The organism is Streptomyces sp. NPDC050674, assembly GCF_040654575.1.
GTDB lineage: Bacteria > Actinomycetota > Actinomycetes > Streptomycetales > Streptomycetaceae > Streptomyces.
The window spans coordinates 24,838-49,838 of record NZ_JBFAIG010000011.1 but is presented as its reverse complement, the minus strand read 5'-3'; the positions used below and the strand labels follow the sequence as shown (position 1 = coordinate 49,838).

The window sequence follows — 25,001 nt, the reverse complement described above, 5'->3', positions numbered from 1 at the left end:
CCCGGCGGGGTCCGGGCTTCAGAAACGGTACTGCTCGTCGAAGCCGTTCCCCTGCGGCTGCTGACCGCCGCCCTGGTAGGGGTAGTGCTGCTCGGGCGGCAGCTCCTGCCCGTACTCGTCGGTGTTGCGCTGCTGCGGCACCCACGCCCCGCCGGGCGGGGTCTCGCCGGTGTGGCTGCCGGCGTACTGGTCCTGCCCGTAGGCCTGCTGACCGTAGTACTGCTGGTCGCCGTACGAGGTGTCGTAGGAGGGCTGGCCGTAGTGGGACGAGCCGATGTACGGGTCGGAGTAGGCGGCGTACTGCTGCTGGCCGGTGGCGTCGTAGCCCTGCTGCCGGCCGTAGCCGGAGGAGTCGTAGGCGTAGGACTGGTCGGCGGACTGGGCGGCGTACGGGTCGTGGGCCTGCTGCCCGGCGTCCTGGTAACCGTGGCCGTAGACGCCGTAGGAGCCGGTGTCCTCGGGCACCGGCTGCGGCTCGTAGACGGCGGTGGTGTCCGCGGACGTCGGATGGTGGAGGGGACGCGCGGGGGTGAAGACGTCGTCCCGGTCGTAGTCGTCGTCCTGGACGTGTGCGGCGGGGTCGGGGCGGTAGGCGCCGGCCTCGTCGTCGTAGCCGCCCTCGGCCTCCAGGCCGGAGACCTCCAGGGTCGGCTCCTGACGGCCGCGCTCACCGCGGCGGCGCTTGCTGCCGCCGCCGAGCGCGGGCGCGTTCATCGCCCAGCCGGACGCGAAGCCGCTGCGGAACGACAGGGTGACGTAGGTCTGCCCGACCGCGAAGGCGGCGGCGCCCAGTCCGATCACGACGACCGACGGGATCAGGACACCGACGACGACACCGAGGAATCCGGCGAAGGCCAGCAGCCGCCAGCGCAGCCGCGCCTTGTACTGCAGCAGCACCTCGCCCAGCAGCCACAGCGCGACGATGCCGAACGCGATGTAGAGGACCGCCCAGCCCATGTACGCCCCTCTCCCAGTGGCCGTTACGCAGTGTGTCGTATACCGGTGCGAACGGTCTAGGCCTGCGATGAGTGGTGCAGGCCCAGGTTCTCGTAGATCTCCAGTGTCGCGGTGGAGTTGTTGAGCGTGATGAAGTGCAGGCCGGGCACGCCCTCGGCGAGCAGCCGCGCACAGAACTCCGTGGCGAATTCGATCCCAATGGAGCGTACAGCGGCCGGATCGTCTTGTGCTGTGAGGATCCGCTCTTTCAGGGCGGAAGGGAACGCGGCGTTGGTGAGGGACCCGATCCGCTCCAGCGTCTTCACGCTCGTGATCGGCATGACCTCGGGAATGATCGGGGTGTCGCAGCCGGCGGCGGAGACCCGGTCGCGCAGGCGCAGGTAGTCCTCGGGCTGGAAGAACATCTGCGTGATGGCGTAGTCCGCGCCCGCCCGGCACTTGTCGACGAAGTGGCGGACGTCGGTGTCCCAGTCGGCGGAGCGCGGGTGCATCGCCGGGAAGGCGGCGACGCCGACGCAGAAGTCGCCGGACGCCTTGATCAGCTCGACGAGTTCGGCGGCGTAGGCGAGGCCCCGGGGGTGCGGCACCCACTCGCCCATCGGGTCTCCGGGCGGGTCGCCGCGCAGGGCGAGCATGTTGCGGATCCCGGCGTCGGCGTACTGGCCGATGATGTTGCGCAGGTCGGCCACCGAGTGGTCGACCGCGGTGAGGTGGGCGATCGGGGTGAGGGTGGTGTCGGAGGCGATCGCCTCGGTCGCCTTGACCGTGCCCGCGCGGGTGGAACCGCCCGCGCCGTACGTCACGGAGACGAAGTCGGGTGCCACCGCCTCGACCCGGCGCAGCGCGTTCCACAGGTTCCGCTCGCCCTTCGGGGTCTTGGGGGCGTAGAACTCGAAGGAGTACGTCGTCTTGCCGGCCGCGAGCATGTCGCGGACGGTGCGGGCGTGGTCCGATCTGATGGATGCGGTGCCGAGGGCCATACCGGCAGGTTAGCCAGGGGCGGTCGGTCCCCCAACCGAGGGCCGCGATTTGTCTGGATTGTCCACTTGTTGTCCATCCCTTGGACAGACGGTCGTCACTGCGCCGCCCGCAGCCGCTCGGCGAACTCCGCCGCCGCGGCCCCCGGGTCACCGGCCTCGGTGATCGCCCGTACGACGACGACCCGCCGGGCGCCCGCCTCCAGCACCTGGTCGAGATTGCCGAGGTCGATGCCGCCGATGGCGAACCAGGGGCGGTCGGTGCCCAGGGCGGCGGTGTACCGGACGAGGTCCAGGCCCGGGGCGTGGCGGCCGGGCTTGGTGGGGGTGGGCCAGCACGGGCCGGTGCAGAAGTAGTCGACGCCCTGCTGGACGGCGGCCGCTGCGGCCTCCGGCTCGGCGTGGGTGGAGCGGCCGATCAGGACGTCGTCGCCGAGGAGGGCGCGGGCCGCGGGGACCGGGAGGTCGCCCTGGCCGAGGTGCAGGACGTCGGCGCCGGCGGCGTGGGCGACGTCCGCGCGGTCGTTGACCGCGAGCAGCTTGCCGTGCCGGGCGCAGGCGTCGGCGAAGACGGCCAGGTGCTCCAGCTCCTCGCCCGCCTCCATGCCCTTGTCGCGCAACTGCACGATGTCGACCCCGCCGCTCAGCACGGCGTCGAGGAACTCCCCGAGGTCGCCCTGCCGCTTGCGCGCGTCGGTGCACAGGTAGAGCCGGGCGTCGGCGAGCTGGGCCCGTGCGGTGGCGGCGGTGCCGGTCATGCGTGTCCCCCAGGGTGTCGGTGGCGTGGCGGACCCGGTGGGCCCGGCGTCGGCGGCATGCGGGTGCGCACGCTCGGGTCCGGCGGCGCGGACACGGCCCGTGCCGCCCGGCGCGGGTCCGTGCGAACGCCTCGGGCACCTTACGCCTGCCCGGGCCGCCACCGCCCCGGGCGCTCCCGGTCCGTCCGCGGCCTGGACGGGCGCGGGCCACCCCGGGCCGTGGCCCCACGGCCACGGCCCTCACCTCGGGCGGTTGTTCAGGCCCGGCCCCGCACGCGCGGCGCCGGGCGGTTGTCCCGTCGCGGCCGGGTCAGACCGCGAGCGCCTGGGCGCGGCGCTTCACCTCCGTGCCGCGATTCTCGCTGAGTGCCTGCGCGGGCGTACCGGGCAGGCTGGGGTCCGGGGTGAAGAGCCACTCCAGCATCTCTTCGTCCGTGAAGCCGTCGTCCCGCAGGAGCGTCAAGGTCCCGGACAGGCCCTTGACGACCTTGTCCCCGTCGATGAAGGCGGCGGGGACGTGCAGCGCGCGGTTCTCACCCCGGCGTACGGCGATGAGCTGGCCGTCCTTGACCAGCTGCCGCACACGCGTCACCTCGACGCCGAGCTGTTCGGCGATGTCGGGGAGGGTGAGCCAGGCGGGGACGAGAGCATCGATCTTTGCGTCAATCTCGGTCACGGAAACAAGCCTGCCATTCGCCACCGACAGTCGGAAGTCGGCCCCGTCCACCTGGGCGGACGCGCCGGGTCCGGCAGCGCCGCCCGGCACCCCTCGCGACGGCCCCGCGCCTACGCCGTCGCCGCCTTCATGGGCCTGGCCGGATCCGCCAGCAGCGCCGGGTTCATCGGTGTGCCCGCCTCGATCAGGCGGCGGCCCTGGGCGAGGTCCCGGGGCCGGCCGACCGCCAGCAGCGCGACCAGCCGCTCACCGCGCAGCCAGCACACCGTCCAGGCCGGTCCTGAGGGGTCGCCCCGCCACAGGGTGGTGTCCGCGGCCGCGTGGTGCCCGGCGTACTGGACGAACCGCCCGAACTGCTCGGACCAGAAGTACGGCACCGGGTCGTAGACGGCCGGTGGCTCCCCCGAGGCCCGGCCCACGATGTTCACGGCGACCGTGCGCGGCCCCTGGAGGGCGTTGTCCCAGTGGTGGATCAGCAGGCGCTCGCCGTAGCGTCCGGAGGGGAAGGAGGCGCAGTCGCCGACCGCGTACACGTCCGGCACGGACGTGCGCAGGTGCTCGTCGGCCACGATCTCGGCGTGGGCGCCGAGCTCCACGCCGGAGCCGGCCAGCCAGGCCGTCGCGGGGCGGGCGCCGATGCCGACGACGACCGCGCCCGCCGGCAGCCGCGAGCCGTCGTCGAGGAACACCGCGCCGGGCTCGACGCGCTCCACGCGCGCGTGCGTCCGCAGAACCGCGCCCGCGTCGGCGTACCAGCCGCTCATGGGGGCCGCGACCTCGGCGGGCAGCGCCCCGGTGAGCGGGCGTTCGGCGGCCTCCACGACGGTCACCGCGCAGCCCGCCTCGCGCGCGGCCGTGGCGAACTCCGCGCCGATCCAGCCCGCGCCGACCACCACGATGTCGTGCCGGCGGGCCAGCACCGGACGCAGCCGCTCGGCGTCGTCGAGGGTGCGCAGCAGATGCACGCCCGGCACGCCCTCCGTGCCGGGCAGCCGGACCGGTTCGGCGCCGGTCGCCACGACCAGGACGTCGTAGGGCACCGGCCCGTCCTCGGTGTCCAGCTCGTGGTCGGCGGGGCGCAGGCCCAGCACCTCGCAGCCGAGCCGCAGTTCGATGCCGAGGGCCTCGAAGTCGACGTCGAAGGCGGAGCCCTCGGACTTGCCGAGCAGGACGGCCTTCGACAACGGGGGCCGGTCGTAGGGCTGGTGGGGCTCGGCGCCGATGAGGAGCACGTCGCCGGTGAAGCCCTGCTCGCGCAGCGCGACGGCGGTCTGCACCCCGGCCATGCCCGCGCCCGCCACGACCACGCGCCGTGGCGCGGACGACCCTGGTTCCTGCGTCTGCTCGCTCACCTGATCACCATAGACACCTGACGGATGGTCAGTCAGTGCTCATGCGCCGTGACCTGCTCCACAACGCTCGTGCCGTTGCCCCGCCGGGACTCCCACTCCCAGGTCTCCTCCAGCCGCACCCGCCCGTCTGGCAGCTCCACGACCGTCGAGACGCAGTGCCCCGAGGAGGTGGTGCCGTCCCGGACCAGCTGGACGTACCGGAAGTCCAGCCGGTCACCTTCCCGGGTACCCACGAGATGCCCGCGTACGACGTCGCCGCCCGTGTAGTCGGCCCAGATCTCGCCCGCCCGCTCGTGGTACGTGAACCGGGTGCGGCTGCCCACCTGGCCCGGTGCCTGGTCGGCGACCGGGGCCAGGACGAGACCGTCGAGGGATCGGGCCATGGGCGGAGGCTCCCTTACTGCGGGCTGCGGCATCGGGCTAGGGTGGCCAACGTAAAGCACTCGCGGGAGCCCGGACGCACCGGGCTGAGAGGGAGGCTGGCGGCCTCCGACCGTACGAACCTGATCCGGGTCATGCCGGCGAAGGGAGGGGCTGGACGCCCATGTCGCCTACGTCCACATCGTCAGACGTCCTGGTCATCGGGGGCGGGATCATCGGCCTGGTGACGGCCTGGCGGGCCGCGCAACGCGGGTTCGCCACCGCCGTCGTGGACCCCGAGCCGGGCGGCGGAGCCGCACAGGTGGCGGCCGGCATGCTGGCCGCCGTCACGGAACTGCACTACGGCGAGCAGACCCTGCTCGGCCTGAACCTCGCCTCCGCCCGGCGCTACCCGGACTTCGCCGCCGAGCTCACCGAGCTGACCGGCCGGGACCTCGGCTACCGCCGCTGCGGCACGCTCGCTGTGGCCCTGGACGCCGACGACCGGGCCCACCTGCGCGAACTGCACGTCCTGCAACAGCAGTCGGGCCTGGAGTCGCAGTGGCTGTCGGGGCGCGAGTGCCGGCGCCTGGAGCCGATGCTCGCGCCGGGTGTGCGCGGCGGGCTGCGGGTCGACGGCGATCACCAGATCGATCCGCGGCGGCTGGCCGGGGCCCTGGTGGCGGCCTGCGAGCGCACGGGCGTGGTCTTCCACCGGACGTGGGCGCAGCGGCTGACCGTCGTACGGGAGCGGGCCACGGGTGTCGTGCTGGCCGACGGGACCGAGGTGGCCGCCGGGCAGGTGGTGCTCGCCGGGGGCAGCCTGAGCGGGCGGCTCGCCGGCGTCCCGGAGGACGTGCTGCCGCCGGTGCGCCCGGTGAAGGGGCAGGTCCTGCGGCTGACCATGCCGCAGCGGCACGGGCCGTTCCTGAGCCGGACCGTGCGCGCGGTCGTGCGCGGCAGCCACGTCTACCTGGTGCCGCGCACGAGCGGCGAACTCGTCATCGGGGCCACCAGCGAGGAAATGGGCTGGGACACCACCGTGACCGCGGGCGGCGTGTACGAGCTGCTGCGGGACGCGCACGAACTGGTGCCGGGCATCACCGAGCTGCCGCTCACCGAGACCCGGGCCGGGCTGCGTCCCGGTTCCCCCGACAACGCGCCCCTGCTCGGCCCGACCGGCCTGGAGGGCCTGCTGCTGGCCACCGGGCACTACCGCAACGGCGTCCTGCTCACGCCCGTGACCGGCGACGCCCTGGCGCACGTCCTGGCGACGGGTGAACTCCCCGAGGAGGCCCGGCCCTTCACGCCGAAGCGCTTCAGTCCCGCCACCGCACTCACGGAGCAGCCCGCATGAACATCTCCGTCAACGGCGAGCCCCGGGACGTCCGGCCCGGCACGGCTCTCGACACCGTCGTGAGGTCGCTCACCGCCTCGCCCTCGGGCGTGGCCGCCGCCCTCAACGAGACCGTCGTCCCGCGCACGCAGTGGCCCTCCACGCCCCTGGCCGAGGGAGACCGCGTGGAAGTCCTCACCGCCGTCCAGGGAGGCTGACCATGGCCGACGATCCGTTTGTCCTCGGTGGCACGTCCTTCACCTCCCGCCTGATCATGGGCACGGGCGGGGCGCCCAGCCTCGATGTGCTGGAGCGGTCGCTGGTGGCGTCCGGGACGGAGCTGACCACGGTCGCGATGCGCCGGGTGAACGCCTCGGTGCACGGCTCGGTGCTGTCCGTGCTGGACCGGCTCGGCATCCGGGTGCTGCCCAACACGGCGGGCTGCTTCACGGCCGGGGAGGCCGTCCTCACGGCCCGCCTGGCGCGCGAGGCCCTCGGCACCGACCTGATCAAGCTGGAGGTCATCGCCGACGAGCGCACCCTGCTGCCGGATCCGATCGAGCTGCTGGACGCGGCCGAGACCCTGGTCGACGACGGGTTCACGGTGCTGCCGTACACCAACGACGACCCGGTGCTCGCGCGGAAGCTGGAGGACGTGGGCTGCGCGGCGATCATGCCGCTCGGCTCCCCCATCGGCTCCGGGCTCGGGATCCGCAACCCGCACAACTTCCAGCTGATCGTGGAGCACGCGCGCGTGCCGGTGATCCTGGACGCGGGCGCGGGGACCGCCTCGGACGCGGCGCTGGCGATGGAGCTGGGGTGCGCGGGCGTGATGCTGGCCTCCGCGGTGACGCGGGCGCAGGAGCCCGTGCTGATGGCCGACGCCATGCGGCACGCCGTGGAGGCGGGGCGGCTGGCGTACCGGGCGGGGCGGATCCCGCGGCGGCATTTCGCCGAGGCGTCGTCGCCCGTGGAGGGCATGGCCGCGCTGGACCCGGAGCGTCCCGCTTTCCAGTAGGGGCACACGTCACAGGTCGGCTGCAGTCCCGCCCGGAAAACGGGCGGGACGGGAGAGCCGTCGGTCCCGGCTCGTACACTCGCCTGCGTGGACACGACCCTTCAGGACCCCTTGGTCGGGCAGGTGCTCGACGGCCGGTATCGCATCGACGCGCGGATCGCGGTCGGCGGGATGGCCACGGTCTACCGGGCCGTGGACACCCGGCTCGACCGGATCCTCGCGCTCAAGGTGATGCACCCCTCGCTCGCGGTTGACGCCTCGTTCGTCGAGCGGTTCATCCGCGAGGCGAAGTCCGTGGCCCGGCTGGCCCACCCCAACGTGGTGCAGGTCTTCGACCAGGGCACCGACGGCTCCTACGTGTACCTGGCGATGGAGTACGTGGCGGGCTGCACCCTGCGGGACGTGCTGCGTGAGCGCGGGGCCCTGCAGCCGCGGGCCGCCCTGGACATCCTGGAGCCGGTGCTGGCCGCGCTGGGCGCCGCGCACCGCGCCGGGTTCGTGCACCGCGACATGAAGCCGGAGAACGTCCTGATAGGGGACGACGGCCGGGTCAAGGTCGCCGACTTCGGCCTGGTGCGGGCCGTGGACACGGTGACGAACACCACCGGCACCGTCCTCGGCACGGTCTCCTACCTCGCCCCCGAGCAGATAGAGGACGGCACCGCCGACCCCCGCGTCGACGTGTACGCGTGCGGCGTGATGCTGTACGAGATGCTGACCGGCGACAAGCCGCACGACGGTGACTCCCCGGCCGTGATCCTCTACAAGCACCTGCACGAGGACGTGCCCCCGCCCTCGGCCGCCGTGCCCGGTCTGGCCTACGAGCTGGACGAGATGGTGGCCTCGGCGACGGCCCGCACCCCGGCGATCCGCCCGTACGACGCGGTGGCGCTGCTCGCGCAGGTCCGTGACGGGCGCGACCGGCTGAGCGAGGACCAGCTGGACGCGGTGCCGCCGCAGGCCCTGGCGGTGGCCCACGACAACGGCGAGGACCGCACGACCGTGATCCCGCGCGCCCTGGCCACGGCGCGCCCCCTGCCGGCCGACGAGACCTCCGGGCCCGCCCTCAACCGCACCACCCGCCTGGCGTCACCGCCGCCGCCCCCGCCGTCCCGGCGCCGCTCGGGTTCCCGGAGGGGCCCGGCGGCGATCGCCGTCGCCGTGCTGCTCGTGCTCGGCCTCGGCGCCGGGATCTGGTACATCAACTCCGGCCAGTTCACCAAGGTCCCCCCGCTGCTGGCGAAGACCGAGGCGCAGGCCAGGGACCGGCTGGACGAGGCCGGCCTCGATGCCGGCAAGGTCACCCACGCCCACAGCGACACCGTCAAGCGCGGCACGATCATCGGCACGGACCCCGAGCCGGGCGCCCGTATCCGCCTGCACGACTCCGTGTCGTTCACCATCTCCGACGGCCCCGAGACCGTACGGGTGCCCGCGCTGGTGGGCCGGAAGCTGAGCACGGCGCAGGACCAGCTGCGGGACGACGGACTGGAGCCCGGCATGGTCACCCGGGAGTTCAGCGAGGACGTGCCGCGGGGCTCGGTGATCTCCGCGCGTCCGGCGGACGGCACGAAGGTGCGCGCGGGCACGGGTGTCGCGCTGGTCGTCAGCAAGGGCGCCCGCATCGACATCCCCGACGTCACCGGTGACGACGAGGCCGACGCCCGGGCCGAGCTGGAGGACGCCGGCCTCAAGGTGAGGATCGCCACCGAGCGGGTCACCTCCTCCGAGTACGACAAGGGCCAGGTCGTCCGGCAGACGCCGAAGTCCGGCGGCCCGGCGGCCGAGGGCGACACCGTGACGCTGACGCTGTCCAAGGGCCCCGAGATGATCGAGGTCCCGGACGTGGTGGGCGACAGCGTCGACGACGCCAGGCGGGCGCTGGAGGGCGCCGGGTTCGAGGTCGACGAGGACCGCGGCCTGCTCGGTCTGTTCGGCGACGAGGTCAAGAGCCAGTCCGTCGAGGGCGGCGGGACCGCGCCCAAGGGCTCGACGATCACCATCACGATCAGGTGAGGGCCGCGGGCGGGGAGCCCGTGGCCGGGGCGGGGCCGGACGCATGACACCCTGAACGGGTGAACCATCAGCTGTCCGGCCCGTCCCGCAACCCCGTGGGCGGCCATGTCCCCGTGGCCGGCGGGCTCCACTCCGTCGGCCTGTCGTACGCCCGTGACCTGAAGGCGGAGGCCGTCCAGGTCTTCGTCGCCAACCCCCGCGGCTGGGCCACGCCGACCGGCAACCCGAAGCAGGACGAGGCGTTCCGAGCGGCGTGTGCGGCCGAGTCGATCCCGGCCTATGTGCACGCCCCCTACCTGATCAACTTCGGCTCGCACACCGAGGCGACCGTGGAGCGGTCGGTGGAGTCGCTGCGGCACTCGCTGCGGCGCGCGCGGGAGATCGGGGCGCTGGGCGTGGTCGTGCACACCGGCAGCGCGACCGGTGGCCGGGAGCGGTCGGTGGCGCTGAAGCAGGTGCGGGAGCGGCTGCTGCCGCTGCTGGACGAGCTGACCCACGACGACGACCCGTTCCTGCTGCTGGAGTCGACGGCGGGCCAGGGCGCCTCGCTGTGCTCACGGACGTGGGACTTCGGCCCGTACTTCGAGGCGCTGGACGCCCACCCGATGCTCGGCGTGTGCCTGGACACCTGCCACATCTACGCCGCCGGGCACGACCTGACCGGCCCGGACGGGATGCACCGGACGCTGGACCTGCTGGTGGACACGGTCGGCGAGGGCCGGCTGAAGCTGATCCACGCCAACGACTCCAAGGACGTGGTGGGCGCGCACAAGGACCGGCACGAGAACATCGGCGTCGGCCACATCGGCGAGGACCCGTTCCGGGCGCTGATGACGCACCCCGCCACCGAGGGGGTGCCGCTGATCATCGAGACACCGGGCGGCAAGCAGGGGCACGCCGGGGACGTGGAGCGGCTGAAGAAGCTGCGCGACGGCTGAGGCGTCAGAGGTCGGGGCCGTCCCCGGGCTCCTCCTGGTAGGAGTAGCGCTGCTCCCGCCAGGGGTCGCCGATGTTGTGGTAGCCGCGCTCCTCCCAGAAGCCCCGCCGGTCGGCGGTCATGTACTCCACGCCGCGCACCCACTTCGGGCCCTTCCAGGCGTACAGGTGGGGCACGATCAGGCGCAGCGGGAAGCCGTGCTCGGCGGTGAGCAGCTCGCCGCCCTTGTGGGTGGCGAACAGGACCTGCTCGTCGGCGAAGTCCGACAGCCGGAGGTTGGAGCTGAATCCGTACTCGGCCCACACCATCACATGGGTGACGTCGTCGGCGGGCGGGGCGAGGTCGAGGATCGTGCGCGCGGGGATGCCGCCCCACTCGGCGCCGAGCATGCTGAACTTGGTGACGCAGTGCAGATCGGCCACCACGGTGGTGTGGGGCAGGGCCGTGAACTCCTCGTGGGTCCAGCAGTGCTTGCCGCCGTCGGCGGTGGCGCCGAAGACCCGGAACTCCCAGCGCTCGGGCCGGAACTTGGGGACGGGCCCGTAGTGCGTGACCGGCCAGCCGCGTTGCAGCCGCTGTCCCGGGGGCAGCTCGGGCTGCGTCGCTTCTGCTGGATCGCGCCCTTCTCCCGATTCGTGTTCCAGCGGCTGACCCATGACTCCATCCTGACAGACCTCGGGCGGTGCCCCCGACAGGGGCCACTCCACAACGGGACAAACTCGACTAAGCATGCCCTTACTTACTAAGTGGAGACTTACTGGACGATCTTCCGCACCAGTGGAATCATGCGGCGCAACCTGCCAGTTCCCCCGCGTGGAAGGAGCCTCTGCGATGCAGGGCGACCCCGAGGTCCTCGAATTTCTGAACGAGCAGTTGACCGGCGAGCTGACGGCGATCAATCAGTACTGGCTGCACTACCGGATCCAGGACAACAAGGGCTGGACCAAGCTCGCCAAGTACACGCGTGAAGAGTCCATCGACGAGATGAAGCACGCGGACAAGATCACCGAACGCATCCTCATGCTGGACGGCCTGCCCAACTACCAGCGGCTCTTCCACGTCCGGGTCGGCCAGACGGTCACCGAGATGTTCCAGGCGGACCGGCAGGTCGAGGTCGAGGCGATCGACCGCCTGAGGCGCGGCATCGAGGTGATGCGCAGCAAGGGCGACATCACGTCCGCGAACCTCTTCGAGTCGATCCTGGAGGACGAGGAGCACCACATCGACTATCTGGACACGCAGCTGGAACTGATCGACCAGCTCGGCGAGGCGCTGTACATCGCACAGCAGATCGAGCAGCCGAGCTAAGGCCTGCCGTCAGGCGGCGTCGTCCAGTTCCGCGAGGACCGGCTCGCCCCGGTCGGCCAGATCGCGGCGCGGGCAGGAGCCCCGGCCCAGGATCGCCTGGATGCGGCGCACACAGGAGCCGCAGTCCGTGCCCGCCTTGCAGGCGGAGGCGATCTGGCGGGGGGTGCAGGCACCGCCGTCCGCGTGCTGCTTGACCTGCTGCTCGGTGATCCCGAAGCAACTGCACACGTACACGCGGTTCACCTCCGACGGGGGTCGTTCTCTGGCGCCGTCCCCGTTGATCGGTGAGGCTAACCTAACCTTACCCGTCGGGTTCGGAGCACAAAAGTGGAGCGGGGCGCGGATCGTGTGATCCGCGCCCCAGTCCGTGCCCCGGTAACAGGCGGACCCGCTACTGGTCCCTGTACATCTCGGCCACGAGGAACGCCAGGTCCAGCGACTGGCTGCGGTTGAGCCGCGGGTCGCAGGCCGTCTCGTAGCGCTGGTGCAGGTCGTCGACGAAGATCTCGTCGCCGCCGCCCACGCATTCGGTGACGTCGTCGCCGGTGAGCTCCACGTGGATGCCGCCCGGGTGGGTGCCGAGGGCCTTGTGGACCTCGAAGAAGCCCTTGACCTCGTCGAGCACGTCGTCGAAGCGGCGGGTCTTGTGCCCGGAGGCCGCCTCGAAGGTGTTGCCGTGCATCGGGTCGGTCACCCAGGCCACGGTCGCGCCGGAGGCCGTGACCTTCTCGACCAGCTCGGGGAGCTTGTCGCGGACCTTGTCGGCGCCCATGCGGACGATGAAGGTCAGCCGGCCGGGCTCGCGCTCCGGGTCGAGACGCTCGATGTACTCCAGCGCGTCCTCGGCGGTGGTCGTCGGACCCAGCTTGATGCCGATGGGGTTGCGGATCTTCGAGGCGAACTCGATGTGCGCGTGGTCCAGCTGCCGGGTGCGCTCACCGATCCACACCATGTGGCCGGAGACGTCGTACAGCTGGCCGGTGCGCGAGTCGACCCGGGTCAGGGCGGACTCGTAGTCGAGCAGCAGCGCCTCGTGCGAGGCGTAGAACTCGACCGTCTTGAACTCCTCCGGGTCGGCCCCGCAGGCGTGCATGAAGTTGAGCGCCTGGTCGATCTCGCGGGCCAGCTGCTCGTAGCGCTGCCCCGACGGGGACGACTTCACGAAGTCCTGGTTCCAGGCGTGCACCTGGCGCAGGTCGGCGTAGCCGCCGGTGGTGAAGGCGCGCACCAGGTTCAGCGTGGAGGCGGAGGCGTGGTACATCCGCTTCAGCCGCTCGGGGTCCGGAATCCGGGCCTCTTCGGTGAAGTCGAAGCCGTTGACGGAGTCGCCGCGGTAGGTCGGCAGGGTCACGCCGTCGCGGGTCTCGGTCGGCTTGGAGCGCGGCTTGGAGTACTGGCCGGCGATCCGGCCGACCTTCACGACCGGCACGGACGCGGCGTACGTGAGCACGGCGCCCATCTGGAGCAGCGTCTTCAGCTTGTTGCGGATGTGGTCGGCGGACACCGCGTCGAAGGCCTCCGCGCAGTCGCCGCCCTGGAGGAGGAACGCCTCTCCCTTGGCGACGGCCGCCATCCGGGCGCGCAGCTGGTCGCACTCGCCCGCGAAGACGAGCGGCGGATACGACTCGAGGTCCGCGATCACTGCGCGCAGAGCCTCGGTGTCGGGGTACTCGGGCTGCTGCGCCGCGGGCAGGTCTCGCCAGGTGTTGCCAGCACTCGCGCTGGTCTTAGCGTTCACGGTCACGAGCTCAACACTACGGGGTCGGGTCGGCCGTTCTGGCCCGTGCCCAGCAAGTGAGACATGCCGTACACCCCTCGGACATGGGGTAGGGTGCCCGCCATGTTCGCGCATTCGATCCAGACCTGGTGGTGGACCGCTCATCCGGCGGCCCGCTGACTTGCGCGTACTCACGACTTCGCGAAGGCCGCCCGAGGGGCGGCCTTCGGTGTTTCCCGGGGTCCGTTCCTCTCACCGAGATGGAGTACGGACCCATGAACCTGCTCGGCTTGCTGGACGACACCCGTCCCTTCGCCCTGCTGCGCCGCCGCACCCCCGGCCATGACCACGAGCTGGTCGAGGTCCTGATCGGCCCGGTCGCTGCGTACGACCGCCTCGCCGACCTGCCAGGGGAGGGCCTCGCGCTGGTGCCCTTCCGGCAGATCCGCGAGCGCGGCTTCGATGTCACCGACGACGGCACGCCCCTGCTCGCCCTCACGCCCGAGGAGTCCTACGGCGTCCCGCTCGGCGACGCCCTCGACCAGCTGCCTGCGCACGACGTGCGGGTCGAGGGCGGCGGCTTCGACGTCGGCGACGAGGAGTACGCGGAGATCGTCGGGCGCGTGCTCGAGGAGGAGATCGGGCGCGGTGAGGGCGCGAACTTCGTGATCCGGCGGACGTACCGGGGCCGGATCCCCGGGTTCGGGCGGGCCGACGCGCTGGCGCTGTTCCGGCGGCTGCTTCAGGGCGAGCGGGGGGCGTACTGGACGTTCGTCGTGCACACCGGGGAGCGCACGCTGGTCGGGGCGAGCCCCGAGGTGCACGTGCGGATGTCCGGCGGCACGGTCGTCATGAACCCGATCAGCGGGACGTACCGCTACCCCGCCGAGGGGCCGACGCCCGAGCACCTGCTGGACTTCCTCGCCGACGGCAAGGAGATCGAGGAGCTGTCGATGGTCGTCGACGAGGAGCTCAAGATGATGTGCACCGTGGGCGACATGGGCGGGGTCGTGATCGGGCCCCGGCTGAAGGAGATGGCGCACCTCGCGCACACCGAGTACGAGCTGCGCGGCAGGTCCTCCCTGGACGTGCGGGAGGTGCTGAAGGAGACCATGTTCGCCGCGACCGTCACCGGCTCGCCGGTGCAGAACGCCTGCCGGGTGATCGAGCGGCACGAGAGCGGCGGACGCGGGTACTACGCCGGGGCGCTGGCGCTGATCGGCCGGGACGCGGGCGGGGGCCAGACCCTCGACTCCCCCATCCTCATCCGCACCGCCGACATCGACGCGGAGGGGCGGCTGCGGGTACCGGTCGGCGCGACGCTGGTGCGCGGTTCCGACCCGGCGGGCGAGGTCGCGGAGACCCACGCCAAGGCGGCGGGTGTGCTGGCGGCCCTCGGCGTGGCTCCCTCCCGCCCGCGCGCGCAGGCCGTGGGGCCGCGTCTGGCGGACGACCCGCGGGTGCGGGCCGCGCTGGACGGACGCCGGGCCTCGCTCGCGCCGTTCTGGCTGCGGATGCAGGAGCGCTCGCAGGAACCGGCCGGGCACGCCCTGGTCGTCGACGGGGAGGACACCTTCACGGCGATGCTCGCGCACGTGCTGCGCGCCGGCGGCCTGGAGGTGAGCGTGCGGCGGTACGACGCGCCGGGGCTGCGGGAGGCGGTGCTCGGGCACCAGGGGCCGGTGGTGCTGGGGCCCGGGCCCGGGGACCCGTCCGACCTGACGGATCCGAAGATGCGATTCCTGCGTCTGCTGACCGCCGAGGTGCTCAGGGGCGACCACCACGGCGTGCTGGGCGTCTGCCTGGGACACGAGCTGATCGCGGCCGAGCTGGGGCTGGACATCGTGCGCAAGGACGTGCCCTTCCAGGGGGCGCAGACGCGGATCGAGCTGTTCGGGCGGCGGGAGACCGTCGGTTTCTACAACAGCTTCGTGGCGCGCTGCGACGACGAGGCCGCGGCCGGGCTGGCGGCCCACGGTGTCGAGGTCTCCCGCGCCGCGAACGGCGAGGTGCACGCGCTGCGCGGGGCGGGCTTCGCCGGGGTGCAGTTCCATCCGGAGTCGGTGCTGACACTGAACGGGGCACGGATCGTGCGGGACCTGGTGGGGCAGCTGCGCGGGACGAGCGCGCCCTCGGCGTAGCGCGGGCCGGTCGGGGCCGCCCGGCCCCGACCGGCGTACGGGGCGGGCGGTCAGCCGAAGAACACTCCGACCTCCTCGTACAGCGTCGGGTCGACCGTCTTCAGCCGGGCCGTGGCGTCCCCGATGGGCACGCGGACGATGTCCGTGCCGCGCAGGGCGACCATCCGGCCGAAGTCGCGGTCCCGGACGCAGTCGATGGCGTGCAGCCCGAAGCGGGTGGCGAGCCAGCGGTCGAAGGCGCTCGGGGTGCCGCCGCGCTGCACATGCCCGAGGACCGTCGTACGGGCCTCCTTGCCGGTCCGCTTCTCGATCTCCTTGGCGAGCCACTCGCCGACCCCGGACAGCCGGACGTGCCCGAAGGAGTCCAGCGACTGGTCCTTGAGCACCATGTCGCCGTCCTTCGGCATCGCCCCCTCGGCGACGACCACGATCGGCGCGTACGACGCCCGGAAGCGCGAGGTCACCCAGGAGCACACCTGCTCGACGTCGAAGCGCTGCTCGGGGATGAGGATGACGTTGGCGCCGCCGGCCAGGCCGGAGTGGAGGGCGATCCAGCCGGCGTGCCGGCCCATCACCTCCACGACCAGGACCCGCATGTGGGACTCGGCGGTGGTGTGCAGCCGGTCGATGGCCTCGGTCGCGATGCCGACGGCGGTGTCGAAGCCGAAGGTGTAGTCGGTGGCGGACAGGTCGTTGTCGATGGTCTTCGGGACGCCCACGCAGGGCACACCGTGCTCGTCGGACAGACGGGCGGCCACGCCCAGGGTGTCCTCGCCGCCGATGGCGATGAGCGCCTCCACCTCCAGCCCGGCGAGGGTCTCCTTGATCCGGCGGATGCCGTGCTCCACCTTCAGCGGGTTGGTCCGCGAGGAGCCGAGGATGGTGCCGCCGCGGGGCAGGATGCCGCGCACGGCGGGGATGTCGAGACGGACGGTGTCGCCTTCCAGGGGCCCTCGCCAGCCGTCCCGGAAGCCGGTGAAGTCATAGCCGTACTCCTGCACGCCCTTGCGGACGACGGCCCGGATGACGGCGTTGAGGCCGGGGCAGTCGCCGCCACCGGTCAGTACTCCGACGCGCATGGAACAGTCCCTTCGCCGCAGGTGCCTGACGAAGGGTCAGTGTGACGTGCGCCTCACTCGTCGTCGAGGCCGCGCTCGATCGCGTACCGCACGAGCTCCACGCGGTTGTGCAGCTGGAGCTTGCCGAGGGTGTTCTGGACGTGGTTCTGCACCGTGCGGTGGGAGATGACCAGGCGCTCGGCGATCTGCTTGTAGCTCAGGCCCTTGGCGACCAGGCGCAGCACCTCGGTCTCGCGGTCGGTGAGCCGGGGCGCCTTGGGTTCGCCGGTGTCGGGGGCGGGGGCGGGTTCGGAGGCCAGGCGGCGGTACTCGCCGAGGACCAGTCCGGCGAGGCCGGGGGTGAAGACCGGGTCGCCGACGGCGGTGCGGCGGACCGCGTCCCGCAGTTCCTCGGTGGAGGCGGACTTCAGCAGATAGCCGGTCGCGCCGGACTTCACGGCCTCCAGGACGTCGGCGTGCTCGCCGCTGGCGGACAGCACCAGGACCCGCAGCGCGGGGTTGGCGGCGACGACCTCCTTGCAGACCTGCACGCCGGGCTTGGCGGGCAGGTTCAGGTCGAGCACCAGGACGTCGGGCGTGGCGGCCTTGGCGCGGCGTACGGCCTGGTCGCCGTCGCCCGCGGTGGCGACCACCTCGAAGCCGGACTCGGCCAGGTCGCGGGCGACGGCGTCGCGCCACATGGGGTGGTCGTCGACGACCATGACCCGGATCGGGTCCGGCCGTTCCTCGGTGGTCTCCGTCATCGTCGCTCCGCCTTCCCCCGTGGGTTTGTCACGTCCTTCGGTACCTTCAGCTCGACCTCCGTGCCCTGGCCGGGCACCGAGATCAGCTCCGCGCTGCCGCCGAGGTCGCGCAGCCGGCCGCGGATCGACAGGGCCACGCCGAGCCGCCCCTCGCCCTCGGCCTGGACGAGCCGGCCCTCCGGGATTCCGGGTCCGTCGTCCCGCACGGTGACGATCACCTCGCCCGGCTCGTCCTCGACCAGGATCCACGCGCGCGCGTCCTGACCGGCGTGCCGGCGGACGTTGTCCAGGGCGGCCCCGACCGCGGCGGCCACCTCCCGTGCGGCGGCGGGTGCCAGCGGCACGGGCGCGCCGGGCTCGGCGAGGCTGACCCGGGCCCCCGCGTACGGCGCGAGCAGGGCGCGCAGGTCGACGGGGCCGCTCACCTCCGGCTCCTCGTCGACGGCCCGGACGAGCGCGCCCTCGGCGGCGTCCTCCGAGACCCTGGAGACGGGCACCAGTCCGCCGGAGACCAGCGTGCGCAGCGCGACCTCCTGCTCGCCGGCCATCCGGCCCAGCTCGGCCGCCTCGCCCCCGATCACCGCGCCGCGGCGCTGCACCATGGCCAGCACCTGGAGCACGCTGTCGTGGATGTCCCGGGCGAGCCGCTCACGCTCCCGGGTGGCGGCCTCGATCTCCAGGGCGCGGGCGAGGGTGCGCTCGGAGGCGCGGGCCACCTCGACGACGTAGCCGATGGCGACGGAGGCGATGCAGACCAGGATGACGTTGTGGACGGTGTCACGGGCCGGGCTGCCGCGCTCGACGAGGTTGGCCACGGCCACCAGGCCGGAGGCGAGGGCCGCCCAGCGCCAGCCGCCCTTGATGGCGAAGGCCAGGACGGCACCGGCGGTCCATATCGACGGCAGCGTCGGGCCGCCCGCCTGGACCCGCTCGTGCGCGTCGGCGACGGGCGTGAGCAGGATGCCGACGACGGCGACGGTGAGGTCGGCGGCGAGGAACCGCTTGGTGCAGCGGGCGGCGCTCGCGACCCGGGGCAGTGTGGCCAGGGTCCATCCGGCCAGCACGGCGTAGTAGGCGACGGCGATCCAGGGGCGCGGGAACTCGTCGTAGGCGGTGGCGAACAGGCCGACCGCGTACAGCATCGTGAGCACCCGGTAGGCGGTGAGCGCGCGCCACAGCGGCTGCTCGACCGACATCCTCATGACACGCTCGCGCTTGGCCATCTCCCCCGCCCCCCGGCCGACGCCCCGGCTAGGGCTCGGTCCGCCGCTGCTCCGCCTGCTTTTCCTTCTCCGCCTGTTCCTTCTCCGCACGCGCGAGAGCGGCCCTGGCCGCCTTCTCGGCTTCCTTCTCCGCCTTCGCCGCGTCGGTGAGCTGCCGCTTCATGGCCGTCGCGTACATGTCGACGTACTCCTGGCCGGAGAGCTTCATGATCTCGTACATGACCTCGTCGGTCACCGCGCGCAGCACGAACCGGTCGTGCTCCATGCCCTGGTAGCGGCTGAAGTCCAGGGGCTTGCCGATCCGGATGCCGGGCCGCATCAGCTTGGGCACGACCTTCCCGGGCGGCTGGATCTTCTCCGTGTCGATCATGGCGACGGGCAGGACGGGCGCGCCGGTCGCCAGCGCCACGCGCGCGAGGCCCCCCGGCTTGCCCCGGTAGAGACGCCCGTCGGGCGAGCGCGTGCCCTCGGGGTAGATCCCGAACAGCTCGCCGCGCTCGAGCACCTCTATGCCGCTCTTGATGGCGGCCTCACCCGCGCCGCGCGCGCCGGAGCGGTCCACCGGGAGCTGCCCGACGCCCTTGAAGAAGGCGGCCGTCAGCCGGCCCTTCACGCCGGGCGTGGTGAAGTACTCGGCCTTCGCGATGAAGGTGACCTTGCGGTCGAGGACCGCGGGCAGGAAGAACGAGTCGGAGAACGACAGGTGATTGCTCGCCAGGATCGCGGCACCCTCGGCGGGTACGTTCTCCAGGCCCTCCACCCAGGGCCTGAAGGCGAGCTTCAGCGGACCCCCGATGGTGACCTTCATCGCGCCGTACAACAACCGAGTGCCTCCTGTGGTGTGACGATCAGACCTTAACCCGGAGCGCCGTCAAAGGCGCCGACGGCCCTGGTCGGTGTCAGTGCGGTCGCGTACGGTGAAGGTCCCGCGAACGGCGTGCGCCCCTTTTCATGACGTTCCGTGACAGTCCGTGATCGTGCCAGTCCCTTCTCACGACCAGGAGGCCGAAGGTGCCGGTCCTTGCCGGAGCCGAGCCGTTCCACCACGAGGGCGGGGAGGTCGCCGTCCTCCTCTGCCACGGCTTCACCGGATCACCGCAGTCGCTGCGCCCCTGGGCGGAGCACCTCGCCGAGCACGGCCTGACCGTCTCCCTGCCGCTGCTGCCCGGGCACGGCACGCGCTGGGAGGACCTGCGGATCACCGGCTGGCAGGACTGGTACGCGGAGGTGGACCGCGAGCTGCGCCTGCTGTGCGAGCGCCACGGGACGGTCTTCGTGGCCGGTCTGTCGATGGGCGGCGCGCTCGCCCTGCGGCTGGCCGCGAAGCACGGCGACGCCGTGCGCGGTGTCCTGGTCGTCAACCCCGCCAACAAGGTGCACGGCCTGGCCGCGCACGCCCTCCCGGTGGTCCGCCACCTGGTCCCGGCCACGAAGGGCATCGCCAGCGACATCGCCAAGCCGGACGGCAAGGAGCTCGGCTACGACCGGGTGCCGCTGCACGCGGCGCATTCGCTGCGGCAGTTCTTCCAGGCCACCGACCGTGAGCTGCCGCAGGTCACGCAGCCGGTGCTGCTCATGCGCAGCCCCCAGGACCATGTCGTGCCGCCCGTCGACTCCGCCCGGATCCTCAGCCGCATCTCGTCGACGGACGTGAAAGAGGTCCTCCTGGAACAGAGCTACCACGTCGCCACGTTGGACCATGACGCGGACCGGATCCACGAGGAGAGCCTCGCGTTCATCGGCCGCATCGCGTCCGGTCTCGCCAAGGAGCCCGGTCTCGGCAAGGAAGGGACGACCGCAGGTGGCTGAGCACGACTCCGACCGCGAGGGCCGGGAGCCGGACGAGAAGGGCGTCCCGTTCGACGAGGAAGCCGCCTGGGCGGCGATCGTCGCCGGATACGGCGAGGAACCGCCGGACCCGCCGGGCGCCAAGCCCTTCAAGCCGATCGAGGACCTGGCGCTGCCGGCGACGGGGACCAACGACGGCGTGATGGACGGCGCGCGGGGCGATACGGCCGTGAAGTCCGGGGACACCGTGAAGCCGGCCGAGCCGGAGGAGGCCGAAGAGCCCGCGGAGCAGTCCGCGCCGCCCGCGAAGCCCGTCAAGCCCCTGGGCGGATCCGTCTCCTTCGCTCCCGGCGTCGGCCCGCGCGACTACTCCGTGACCGAGCCCGCCGAGGACGACTTCGACGAGGACGACGAGGGGCACTTCGTGCCTCCGGAGCCGCCTCCGCTGCCCACCGCCGACCCCACCGCCAAGTTCGCCTGGCTCGGTGTCCTCGGCGGGCCGGTGCTGCTCCTGCTGGCCGTGCTGCTCGGCTGGGACATGACGTGGTGGCTGGCCACGCTGGGGATCGGCGGCTTCCTCGGCGGGTTCGCGACGCTCGTGACGCGCATGCGCACGGACGAGGAGGACGACGACCCCGGACGGGGCGCGGTCGTCTAGGACGCCGGGACTCTGAGGGCGGCCAGGACCGGGAGGTGGTCCGTGGCCGCCCTCAGGTCCGCGTCGGACACCCCCGGGTGCCCTCGGGGCACACCGCAGCCCAGCACCTCGATGCCCTTCGTCGCGAAGATCGCGTCGATGCGCTGGTAGGGGTCGGTGGGCGTCCAGGTGTGCTCGCCGCCCCAGGGGGCCGCGGCCCGGCAGTCGGTCAGGGCGCCGGCCAGGCGGCGGAAGGCCGGCCCGTCGGGGCGTTCGTTGAGGTCGCCGCCGGCGATCGCGTGCTCCACGCCCAGGCCGGAGAGCCGGTCCAGGAGCATGCCGGACTGCTCGTGGCGCTCGTCCTTGTGCAGGGACAGATGGCAGCTCAGTACACCGAGCCGGGTGCCGGCGACGCGGACGACCGCGGTGGCGAAGCCTCGGCGGTGCAGGCCGGGAGTGGGCGGCAGCAGGACGTCCTCCGTGCGTTCGACACCCACCCGGAGCGAGCTGAGGATCGCCGGTCCCGTGGTGGTGGCCCCGCCGGTGACGATCACCAGGTCGCAGGCCAGGGCCAGACGGGCGAGTTTCTTGCGCCAGCGGAAGAAACGGGGGGCTTCCTGGATGAGGACCAGGTCGGGTGCGCAGGCCTTGATCACGCGGGCCAGGGCGTCGGTGTCGTCGCGCAGGGAGCGGATGTTGTAGCTGAGGACCCTGATGACCGCGGAACCGTCGGGTTCCGTACGGGAGTTGGGGAGCAGCGGCATGTGATCAATCTACGCCCGGCGCGGCGGGGCGCGGGGATGGTGCGCGAGTGCCGGTGCTTCGTGGCCCCTCGCGCCCACGCGGCGGCGCCGCACATCGATACGGCCCCGCGCCCCTGAAGTGCCTCCCTCGGGCGACTAGGGCCTGTCGTTTGGATCATGCCGGCGTCGCGGGGCGTGGCACGCACATCTGCCGCGTTGTCGTCGGTTGTCAACTCCCCCACGCTCAACTGCGCTCGCGCGGGAGGGACCCCCATCGCGTTGACGCCCTCCTCCGCCTTGCAGCTGCACGCACCACGCCCCGACAGGCCCTAGATGATCGGGTCGGGTTCCCTCGCGAGGTCCGCCGCGCCGACGAGGCCCGCCTTGTTGCCCAGTTCCGCCGCGCGGACCTCGGCGACCGGGCGCCAGTTGCCGCCGACCAGCCAGCGCTTGTACGACTTGCGGATCGGGCCCAGGACCAGCTCGCCCTCGTCGGAGAGACCACCGCCGACGATGAACGCCGACGGGTCGAAGAGGGAGGCCAGGTCGGCGAGGCCCGCGCCGACCCAGCGGGCCAGTTCGCGGTAGGAGTCGACGGCCACCCGGTCGCCCTGGCGGGCGGCCATGGAGATGTGCTTGCCCTCGATGCCGTCGGGCGTGCCGTTGCCGAGGCCGAGCAGGATCTCGGCGTTCTCCGGGGTGGCGTTGGCGCGCTGCTTGGCGTACCTCACGAGCGCCCTGCCCGAGGCGTACTGCTCCCAGCAGCCCTGCGAGCCGCAGCCGCACAGCAGGCCGTCGGGCACCATGCGGATGTGGCCGAACTCGGCGGCCACGCCGAAGTGCCCGCGGCGCAGTTTGTTGCCGATGATGATGCCGCCGCCGAGGCCGGTGCCCAGCGTGATGCAGATGACGTTGCGGTGGCCCTTGCCGGCACCGAACTTGTACTCGCCCCACGCCGCGGCGTTCGCGTCGTTCTCCACGACCACCGGGAGGCCCACACGGGCCTCGACCTTGTCCTTGAGCGGCTCGTTGCGCCAGTGGATGTTGGGCGCGAAGTAGACCTCGGAGCGCTGCCGGTTCACGTAACCGGCGGCACCGATGCCCACGCCGACGATGTCGTGACCGACGCGTGCGCCGTCCACCGCCGAGGCGATGGCGTCCACGATGCCCTCGGCCGTGCCCGGGGTCGGCACCTTGTGGGTCGAGAGGATGTTGCCTTCCTCATCGACCACGCCGGCCGCGATCTTCGTGCCGCCGATGTCGACGCCGATGGTGAGTCCCATGAATCCCTCAGTTTCGGTCGAGCCCCGCTACGGCCAACGGTACCCGAGGCCCTGCCGTCGGGTTCGCCGTCGTCCGCACGCCGGGCACCCGAGGGGGCCGCTCACGAGCCGCCACCCGGGCGGAACCGGGGGCTCAGTCCAGGTCGATGCGCTCCCCGGGACCGGCGTCGTCACCGCCGTCCCGGCGTTCGCCCTGGTCACGGGGGTCGTCCTGGTCGTCGCGGCCGGTCCAGCGCCGCTCCTGGGCCTGGACGGCGGAGCGGTAGGCGGCGAGCAGCTCGTTCCCGGCCGCCGCCAGGTGGTCGAAGACGTCCGGATTGCGTTCGATGACGGGTTCGACGGCGTCCTTGGCCTGCTGCACGACCTGCCGGACGACCTGCTGGGCGGCGGGTCCCGCGACCGCGCCGAGCAGCGGGGACCCCGCCCCCGACAGTTTGTCCGCGACGGCGTCGACGAGCTTCTTCAGTTCCTCGGCCGCGGAGCCCGGGGGCGTGCCGTACCGGGTGCGGCGGCGGGCCTTCTCCGACTCCAGGTCCTCGGCGCACGCGGTCGCCCAGGCGTCGGCGTCGCTCGTCCGCACCTCGTCCGCGGCCTCGTCGCGGGCGGCGCCGGGCGGGGGGAGCTCTTCGCTCATGACGGACTCCTGACTGCGGTTCGTCCCTACGACGTTACCCGAACGGACGGGGCGCGTTCACGGGCCGGTCCGGCCCTCTTCCCCGGGCCCGCCCCGCCGTGTCACGGGTGCCGCGGCCACTGCCCGGGGTCGGGCGCGAAGCGGATGCGCAGTTCGCCGTCGCGCAGGGCGGCCCCGTCGACGGTGCAGCGGCGCAGCGCGGAGGGCAGCGGGACGATCCGGCGGAACCGTCCCGCCGTGACGAGGAGTTCGTCGCCGCGCCGGACGAGGTCGAGTTCCTCGCGTATGGCGCCGGGCAGCGGGATCCGCCAGACCAGCACGCCGTCCTCGGCGAGCCGGTCGGTCACCGGCCAGTCGGCACCGGTGGCCGTCTGCCGCGCCCCGGGCACGGCGAGGGCGGTGAGGTCGTCGGTGCCGCGCGGGTCGTGTCCGAGGTGGGCCACGGTGCGGACGTCGTAGGACTCCCGCCACTCCTCCAGCGTTTTGCGCTGCTGGGCGACCGGCCCGGCGAGCCAGGTGTCCGGGGAGGCCTCGGGCAGCACCCGGTTGGCGATCAGGACGTCGGTGCGCAGGCCGCGCAGGGCGAGGCCGAGGCCGGTGGTGCGCAGTGCCTCGGCACCGGCCGGGCCGGGCTCGGCGACCAGGCGTACGGCGGTGCCGGGGTCGGCGACGACCGCCTCGACGGCGGCCAGTTCCAGGTCCCAGCGGGCCGCCGTCTCGTAGAGCCAGTCGGCGGGCATGGGGACGCCGGCGAGACGGCCGAGGACGGGGCGCAGGGCCCGGGCGGCCTGGCGTCCGGGCGGGAGCAGCCGGCGCAGGTAGCGGCGGAGTTCCTCGGGCAGGGCGAGCAGGGCGAGGGCCTGCGGGGCCGGGGGGAGGTCGACGACGAGCGTGTCGTACCGCTCGGACAGCGCGGCGTCGCGCAGGGCCCGCAGCAGGGCGAGTTCCTCCGCGCCGGGCAGGGGCGTGAGCTCCTCGGGGTCGAGGCGGGAGGCGCCGAGGAGGTCGAGGGCGGAGGAGGCGCGCTCCTGGAGGGCGGTGAGGTCCCTGCGGAAGTCCTGGGCGGCGTCGGGGCGCCAGGCGGTGAGGTCGGGGGCTGCCTGGACGGGGGCCGGGCCGGTCCGCACCCCCAGGGCGGCACCGAGGGTGTCCGTGCGGTCGGTGCCGAGGACGAGGGTGCGGGTGCCCTCGGCCGCCGCGGCCAGGGCGGTCGCGGCCGCGAGGGTGGTACGACCGCTGCCGCCGGGGCCCGTGATCAGGAGGGTGCGCATGGGAAGGAACGGTAACCGAGACGCCCTCAGGGGCGCGGGGCCGCGCT

At 72.8% G+C, this 25,001-nt stretch carries 27 protein-coding genes and 1 riboswitch; of the genes, 10 read left to right on the top strand and 17 right to left on the bottom strand.

Going from position 1 to position 25,001, the window contains the following annotated elements; all coding sequences use genetic code 11:
• Window positions 1-18 precede the first annotated feature (18 nt).
• The 6 genes from AB0I06_RS19470 to AB0I06_RS19445 all read right to left on the bottom strand — a co-directional run bounded on the left by AB0I06_RS19470 (window position 19) and on the right by AB0I06_RS19445 (window position 5,103).
• On the bottom strand, window positions 19-957 hold the full coding sequence (locus AB0I06_RS19470) for a hypothetical protein (protein WP_363120055.1): 939 nt from the start codon (window positions 955-957) through the stop codon (window positions 19-21).
• 56 nt (window positions 958-1,013) lie between these two features.
• On the bottom strand, window positions 1,014-1,937 hold the full coding sequence (metF, locus tag AB0I06_RS19465; RefSeq protein WP_363120054.1) for a methylenetetrahydrofolate reductase [NAD(P)H]: 924 nt from the start codon (window positions 1,935-1,937) through the stop codon (window positions 1,014-1,016).
• A gap of 95 nt (window positions 1,938-2,032) precedes the next feature.
• Window positions 2,033-2,692, bottom strand: coding sequence for a thiamine phosphate synthase (gene thiE / locus AB0I06_RS19460; protein ID WP_363120053.1), 660 nt, complete (start codon window positions 2,690-2,692; stop codon window positions 2,033-2,035).
• Window positions 2,693-3,002: 310 nt separating this feature from the next.
• A complete protein-coding gene (locus AB0I06_RS19455) occupies window positions 3,003-3,368 on the bottom strand; it encodes an Rv2175c family DNA-binding protein (RefSeq protein ID WP_086855209.1) in 366 nt (121 codons plus the stop codon).
• A gap of 110 nt (window positions 3,369-3,478) precedes the next feature.
• The gene (locus tag AB0I06_RS19450) at window positions 3,479-4,720 is read right to left on the bottom strand and encodes an FAD-dependent oxidoreductase (RefSeq protein WP_363120052.1); all 1,242 of its coding nucleotides are present in this window, start codon (window positions 4,718-4,720) and stop codon (window positions 3,479-3,481) included.
• Window positions 4,721-4,752: 32 nt separating this feature from the next.
• Window positions 4,753-5,103, bottom strand: a complete 351-nt coding sequence (locus AB0I06_RS19445; protein WP_363120051.1) for a hypothetical protein — start codon at window positions 5,101-5,103, stop codon at window positions 4,753-4,755.
• A 52-nt stretch (window positions 5,104-5,155) separates the two neighbouring features.
• A riboswitch (TPP riboswitch) is annotated at window positions 5,156-5,267 on the top strand.
• Between AB0I06_RS19445 and thiO the strand changes: the two genes are divergently transcribed.
• The 5 genes from thiO (at window position 5,265) to AB0I06_RS19420 (ending at window position 10,388) form a co-directional block, all read left to right on the top strand.
• Window positions 5,265-6,437 carry a glycine oxidase ThiO gene (gene thiO / locus AB0I06_RS19440; RefSeq protein ID WP_363120050.1) on the top strand — a complete coding sequence of 391 codons (1,173 nt, stop codon included), beginning with the start codon at window positions 5,265-5,267 and terminating at the stop codon, window positions 6,435-6,437. It overlaps the preceding riboswitch by 3 nt.
• Complete coding sequence (gene thiS / locus AB0I06_RS19435; protein WP_363120049.1) at window positions 6,434-6,634, top strand: sulfur carrier protein ThiS; 201 nt, start codon at window positions 6,434-6,436, stop codon at window positions 6,632-6,634. The genes thiO and thiS overlap by 4 nt, the downstream gene beginning before the upstream one ends.
• 2 nt (window positions 6,635-6,636) lie before the next feature.
• Window positions 6,637-7,434, top strand: coding sequence for a thiazole synthase (locus AB0I06_RS19430; RefSeq protein WP_363120048.1), 798 nt, complete (start codon window positions 6,637-6,639; stop codon window positions 7,432-7,434).
• A gap of 87 nt (window positions 7,435-7,521) precedes the next feature.
• Entirely contained in the window at window positions 7,522-9,450 is a 1,929-nt protein-coding gene (pknB, locus tag AB0I06_RS19425) for a Stk1 family PASTA domain-containing Ser/Thr kinase (protein WP_363120047.1), read from the top strand.
• A gap of 59 nt (window positions 9,451-9,509) precedes the next feature.
• The gene (locus AB0I06_RS19420) at window positions 9,510-10,388 is read left to right on the top strand and encodes a deoxyribonuclease IV (RefSeq protein ID WP_363120046.1); all 879 of its coding nucleotides are present in this window, start codon (window positions 9,510-9,512) and stop codon (window positions 10,386-10,388) included.
• Window positions 10,389-10,392: 4 nt separating this feature from the next.
• Here AB0I06_RS19420 and AB0I06_RS19415 read toward each other — a convergent pair whose 3' ends face one another.
• Window positions 10,393-11,043 (bottom strand): sulfite oxidase-like oxidoreductase, encoded by a 651-nt coding sequence (locus tag AB0I06_RS19415; protein WP_363120045.1) that lies wholly within the window; start codon window positions 11,041-11,043, stop codon window positions 10,393-10,395.
• Window positions 11,044-11,218: 175 nt separating this feature from the next.
• Between AB0I06_RS19415 and bfr the strand changes: the two genes are divergently transcribed.
• A complete protein-coding gene (bfr, locus tag AB0I06_RS19410) occupies window positions 11,219-11,695 on the top strand; it encodes a bacterioferritin (protein WP_363120044.1) in 477 nt (158 codons plus the stop codon).
• A 9-nt stretch (window positions 11,696-11,704) separates the two neighbouring features.
• Here the strand turns inward: bfr and AB0I06_RS19405 are convergent, their stop codons facing one another.
• Window positions 11,705-11,938, bottom strand: coding sequence for a (2Fe-2S)-binding protein (locus AB0I06_RS19405; RefSeq protein ID WP_234750469.1), 234 nt, complete (start codon window positions 11,936-11,938; stop codon window positions 11,705-11,707).
• 148 nt (window positions 11,939-12,086) lie between these two features.
• The gene (locus AB0I06_RS19400) at window positions 12,087-13,439 is read right to left on the bottom strand and encodes a class II 3-deoxy-7-phosphoheptulonate synthase (RefSeq protein ID WP_363120043.1); all 1,353 of its coding nucleotides are present in this window, start codon (window positions 13,437-13,439) and stop codon (window positions 12,087-12,089) included.
• 57 nt (window positions 13,440-13,496) lie between these two features.
• Here AB0I06_RS19400 and AB0I06_RS19395 point away from each other — a divergent pair, with 57 nt between their 5' ends.
• Both AB0I06_RS19395 and AB0I06_RS19390 read left to right on the top strand, forming a co-directional pair.
• Entirely contained in the window at window positions 13,497-13,592 is a 96-nt protein-coding gene (locus tag AB0I06_RS19395) for a trp operon leader peptide (protein WP_363120042.1), read from the top strand.
• Window positions 13,593-13,687: 95 nt separating this feature from the next.
• A complete protein-coding gene (locus AB0I06_RS19390; protein ID WP_363120041.1) occupies window positions 13,688-15,553 on the top strand; it encodes an anthranilate synthase family protein in 1,866 nt (621 codons plus the stop codon).
• A 50-nt stretch (window positions 15,554-15,603) separates the two neighbouring features.
• Here AB0I06_RS19390 and AB0I06_RS19385 read toward each other — a convergent pair whose 3' ends face one another.
• From AB0I06_RS19385 to AB0I06_RS19370, 4 genes are read right to left on the bottom strand one after another with little or no spacing between them, the layout of a single operon-like run.
• Window positions 15,604-16,632, bottom strand: coding sequence for a 6-phosphofructokinase (locus tag AB0I06_RS19385; protein ID WP_363120040.1), 1,029 nt, complete (start codon window positions 16,630-16,632; stop codon window positions 15,604-15,606).
• A 53-nt stretch (window positions 16,633-16,685) separates the two neighbouring features.
• Window positions 16,686-17,375, bottom strand: coding sequence for a response regulator transcription factor (locus AB0I06_RS19380; RefSeq protein ID WP_363120039.1), 690 nt, complete (start codon window positions 17,373-17,375; stop codon window positions 16,686-16,688).
• Window positions 17,372-18,598 (bottom strand): DUF5931 domain-containing protein, encoded by a 1,227-nt coding sequence (locus tag AB0I06_RS19375; protein WP_363120038.1) that lies wholly within the window; start codon window positions 18,596-18,598, stop codon window positions 17,372-17,374. The genes AB0I06_RS19380 and AB0I06_RS19375 overlap by 4 nt, the downstream gene beginning before the upstream one ends.
• A gap of 28 nt (window positions 18,599-18,626) precedes the next feature.
• Entirely contained in the window at window positions 18,627-19,406 is a 780-nt protein-coding gene (locus tag AB0I06_RS19370; protein WP_363120228.1) for a lysophospholipid acyltransferase family protein, read from the bottom strand.
• 203 nt (window positions 19,407-19,609) lie between these two features.
• Between AB0I06_RS19370 and AB0I06_RS19365 the strand changes: the two genes are divergently transcribed.
• Both AB0I06_RS19365 and AB0I06_RS19360 read left to right on the top strand, forming a co-directional pair.
• On the top strand, window positions 19,610-20,407 hold the full coding sequence (locus AB0I06_RS19365; RefSeq protein ID WP_363120037.1) for an alpha/beta fold hydrolase: 798 nt from the start codon (window positions 19,610-19,612) through the stop codon (window positions 20,405-20,407).
• A complete protein-coding gene (locus AB0I06_RS19360; protein WP_363120036.1) occupies window positions 20,400-21,044 on the top strand; it encodes a hypothetical protein in 645 nt (214 codons plus the stop codon). Before AB0I06_RS19365 ends, AB0I06_RS19360 begins: the two co-directional genes overlap by 8 nt.
• Here AB0I06_RS19360 and AB0I06_RS19355 read toward each other — a convergent pair.
• The 4 genes from AB0I06_RS19355 to AB0I06_RS19340 form a co-directional block, all read right to left on the bottom strand.
• The gene (locus AB0I06_RS19355; RefSeq protein WP_363120035.1) at window positions 21,041-21,787 is read right to left on the bottom strand and encodes an endonuclease/exonuclease/phosphatase family protein; all 747 of its coding nucleotides are present in this window, start codon (window positions 21,785-21,787) and stop codon (window positions 21,041-21,043) included. The two genes, AB0I06_RS19360 and AB0I06_RS19355, sit on opposite strands and share 4 nt — an antisense overlap.
• Before the next feature lie 308 nt (window positions 21,788-22,095).
• On the bottom strand, window positions 22,096-23,049 hold the full coding sequence (locus tag AB0I06_RS19350; RefSeq protein WP_363120034.1) for an ROK family glucokinase: 954 nt from the start codon (window positions 23,047-23,049) through the stop codon (window positions 22,096-22,098).
• Window positions 23,050-23,182: 133 nt separating this feature from the next.
• Entirely contained in the window at window positions 23,183-23,683 is a 501-nt protein-coding gene (locus AB0I06_RS19345; RefSeq protein WP_363120033.1) for a DUF5304 domain-containing protein, read from the bottom strand.
• Between the two features lie 101 nt (window positions 23,684-23,784).
• A complete protein-coding gene (locus AB0I06_RS19340; protein WP_363120032.1) occupies window positions 23,785-24,954 on the bottom strand; it encodes an ArsA-related P-loop ATPase in 1,170 nt (389 codons plus the stop codon).
• Between the last annotated feature and the right edge of the window lie 47 nt (window positions 24,955-25,001).

Bases quoted from the DNA above. Each gene is read 5' to 3' on its own strand.
- AB0I06_RS19470 (WP_363120055.1), bottom strand. From the start codon at position 957: ATGGGCTGGGCGGTCCTCTACATCGCGTTCGGCATCGTCGCGCTGTGG.
- metF (WP_363120054.1), bottom strand. From the start codon at position 1,937: ATGGCCCTCGGCACCGCATCCATCAGATCGGACCACGCCCGCACCGTC.
- thiE (WP_363120053.1), bottom strand. From the start codon at position 2,692: ATGACCGGCACCGCCGCCACCGCACGGGCCCAGCTCGCCGACGCCCGG.
- AB0I06_RS19445 (WP_363120051.1), bottom strand. From the start codon at position 5,103: ATGGCCCGATCCCTCGACGGTCTCGTCCTGGCCCCGGTCGCCGACCAG.
- thiO (WP_363120050.1), top strand. From the start codon at position 5,265: ATGTCGCCTACGTCCACATCGTCAGACGTCCTGGTCATCGGGGGCGGG.
- thiS (WP_363120049.1), top strand. From the start codon at position 6,434: ATGAACATCTCCGTCAACGGCGAGCCCCGGGACGTCCGGCCCGGCACG.
- AB0I06_RS19430 (WP_363120048.1), top strand. From the start codon at position 6,637: ATGGCCGACGATCCGTTTGTCCTCGGTGGCACGTCCTTCACCTCCCGC.
- AB0I06_RS19415 (WP_363120045.1), bottom strand. From the start codon at position 11,043: ATGGGTCAGCCGCTGGAACACGAATCGGGAGAAGGGCGCGATCCAGCA.
- bfr (WP_363120044.1), top strand. From the start codon at position 11,219: ATGCAGGGCGACCCCGAGGTCCTCGAATTTCTGAACGAGCAGTTGACC.
- AB0I06_RS19395 (WP_363120042.1), top strand. From the start codon at position 13,497: ATGCCGTACACCCCTCGGACATGGGGTAGGGTGCCCGCCATGTTCGCG.
- AB0I06_RS19390 (WP_363120041.1), top strand. From the start codon at position 13,688: ATGAACCTGCTCGGCTTGCTGGACGACACCCGTCCCTTCGCCCTGCTG.
- AB0I06_RS19385 (WP_363120040.1), bottom strand. From the start codon at position 16,632: ATGCGCGTCGGAGTACTGACCGGTGGCGGCGACTGCCCCGGCCTCAAC.
- AB0I06_RS19380 (WP_363120039.1), bottom strand. From the start codon at position 17,375: ATGACGGAGACCACCGAGGAACGGCCGGACCCGATCCGGGTCATGGTC.
- AB0I06_RS19375 (WP_363120038.1), bottom strand. From the start codon at position 18,598: ATGGCCAAGCGCGAGCGTGTCATGAGGATGTCGGTCGAGCAGCCGCTG.
- AB0I06_RS19370 (WP_363120228.1), bottom strand. From the start codon at position 19,406: ATGAAGGTCACCATCGGGGGTCCGCTGAAGCTCGCCTTCAGGCCCTGG.
- AB0I06_RS19355 (WP_363120035.1), bottom strand. From the start codon at position 21,787: ATGCCGCTGCTCCCCAACTCCCGTACGGAACCCGACGGTTCCGCGGTC.
- AB0I06_RS19350 (WP_363120034.1), bottom strand. From the start codon at position 23,049: ATGGGACTCACCATCGGCGTCGACATCGGCGGCACGAAGATCGCGGCC.
- AB0I06_RS19345 (WP_363120033.1), bottom strand. From the start codon at position 23,683: ATGAGCGAAGAGCTCCCCCCGCCCGGCGCCGCCCGCGACGAGGCCGCG.
- AB0I06_RS19340 (WP_363120032.1), bottom strand. From the start codon at position 24,954: ATGCGCACCCTCCTGATCACGGGCCCCGGCGGCAGCGGTCGTACCACC.